We start from the raw sequence: 1,944 nt of genomic DNA, 5'->3' as shown, positions 1-1,944 counted from the left end.
CCATCCGGTTCAAGAAATTCAGTCATTTTCGCCATAAAGAACGCTCAACACGTTATTCCAGCATATCCCTATGTTGTTCAATATGAGATTTTTTGGCAACGGAACAACGTCCCGGAGCTTCCCATTGACATACTTCGCAAACGGCTGGAGCGCTATTCCGTTTCTGAATCAAAGCTCCCCCCTGCGCATCCAGCCACGCTGCTTTCAGCCTGACAGCTCTCCCCTTACAGGTTCTTTGCCAATAGCTTGTCGTTCGGAAAGAGAGAGAAAATCAATTGCTGCTTAACTCACTAACTTACCGCCCATGAACGCTCTACCCGTTATTCCCGCATATCACTATGTTGTTCAGGATGCGATTTTTTTTCAACGGAACAACGTCCCGGAGCCCTTACTTTCTCTGGGTCGAGAGATTTGAGAAATGTCGGCTCGCCGAAAAGAAAACGGAGGTGTTCTATGCTGGATAATTCATCTTTCAGATGGTGAAAAGCATAAATGGTGAAGTAAGCGGAGACAACGGAAAGACTGGAGGCATTCGTGATGTTTTTTTTCAGAAAGTCTCCGACAGTACCGTGAGAATGGTTATCGCGTATTGAGGAATAGCTCACAACGTAAACTCCTTTTTTCCAGTGCCTTTCTAAACCATGAAAAACATATCCCTTTTTTCAACAAGTAAATATCAAATATACGATTACAGCCAAAGCACGGCAAGGAAAAGGCTGCGAAAAGCAGCCTTCGGCAAGAAATATCTTTTCCATTTAATTCCCCTCTCATCCGTCTCCGCACGACGCAGAAACATCATATCCCGGCAGACGTAACAAATCAAGTTCTCTTATTTCTCCTTGCCTGCGGGTACTTTGATTATTAAAGCTCTTTGCGCACAACAAACAAAAAAAGAAAAAGCGACAGGCTGGCGACGGTTATCTACCGACATCACACCCCTACAAGGTTTCAGGAATCAATGGCCGGGGGTTCCAGGTAGGACTTAGAGACGTTGATCCGTTCCTATAAATCATTTTTAAACCAATATATTATCGATAGTTATTGGTCCTCTGCCAACACTAATTTCACGATTTTTCAGTACCGGAACTCCTGACCTGAAGCCACTTTTTAAAAGACACCTGACTTTCACATGAAGGCTTTTCGGCAAGAAGTCCTCCCACGGAGACATCTTCATCAAGGTCGGGCCAATGGATCCCATGACCTTTGCCAATCAACCGCCAATTTAGCCGCTCTTCAGCGTTGGCATGCTCAAGTCGCGGAAACCAGCCCAAGGGAACAGATATTGTGCGACCATCACTCAAATCGACGGTAAGGGCATCTTCGGTAACGTGAACGTCCTGAGCGTATGGAAATTCGATTTCAACCGTTAACATATTCAACCCATGCCTCCATGAAGGATTTCTGTTGCTTTTCAATGATACCGCGAATCTCTTTCAATTCAAACCGACTGAAGCCTCCGCTATTCTGGAGACGAATCGGGTCGAGCCAGAACTTCGCAACCTTGTCGTCTCGCTCCACGTGGATGTCTATTGACGGTTTACCAGCATCTCCCTCAACCCGCTTCTCCGCTCCGTCCTGCGCTTTACCGCAGCACTGAAAACAGTATCATCGCTCCAGAGCGTAACAGCCCGCCGTGCTCTCGTAATGCCTGTATAGATCAGTTCCCTCGTCAGGAGAATCGTATCCTCCGGCGGCAGCACCATCAGCACCCGATCGAACTCCGAACCCTGGCTTTTGTGCACGGTCATGGCGAATGCGGTTACGTGCGCAGGAAGGAACTCATGGGGGATGGAGCGGACGGTGCCGTCGGGGGCGGCGAAATATGTTTTCAGGTTCCCGGTTTCCGGGTCTGGGAGGATGATGCCGGTATCGCCGTTGAAGAGTTTGTGGAGGTAGTCGTTTTCGGTGACAAGAACCGGTCTGCCCCGGTAGAACAAGAGGGAT

General features: G+C 48.1%; 4 protein-coding genes. 1 reads left to right on the top strand and 3 read right to left on the bottom strand.

What is annotated here, in order from left to right; translation table 11 throughout:
• A partial coding sequence (locus K4305_RS09705; RefSeq protein ID WP_331562227.1) for a hypothetical protein occupies positions 1-213 on the top strand: 213 nt, incomplete at its 5' end.
• A gap of 851 nt (positions 214-1,064) precedes the next feature.
• Here the strand turns inward: K4305_RS09705 and K4305_RS09700 are convergent.
• The 3 genes from K4305_RS09700 to K4305_RS09695 form a co-directional block, all read right to left on the bottom strand.
• On the bottom strand, positions 1,065-1,373 hold the full coding sequence (locus K4305_RS09700) for a DUF2442 domain-containing protein (protein WP_331562226.1): 309 nt from the start codon (positions 1,371-1,373) through the stop codon (positions 1,065-1,067).
• Positions 1,360-1,518, bottom strand: coding sequence for a DUF4160 domain-containing protein (locus K4305_RS12325; protein ID WP_442880458.1), 159 nt, complete (start codon positions 1,516-1,518; stop codon positions 1,360-1,362). Before K4305_RS12325 ends, K4305_RS09700 begins: the two co-directional genes overlap by 14 nt.
• An 8-nt stretch (positions 1,519-1,526) precedes the next feature.
• The coding region (locus K4305_RS09695) for an ATP-binding domain-containing protein (protein WP_331562225.1) at positions 1,527-1,944 on the bottom strand (418 nt) is incomplete at its 5' end.

It is taken from the genome of Chlorobium sp., assembly GCF_036528655.1.
Lineage (GTDB): Bacteria > Bacteroidota > Chlorobiia > Chlorobiales > Chlorobiaceae > Chlorobium.
The sequence above is the reverse complement of the archived record's forward strand: the minus strand, read 5'-3'. Positions and strand labels throughout refer to the sequence as shown.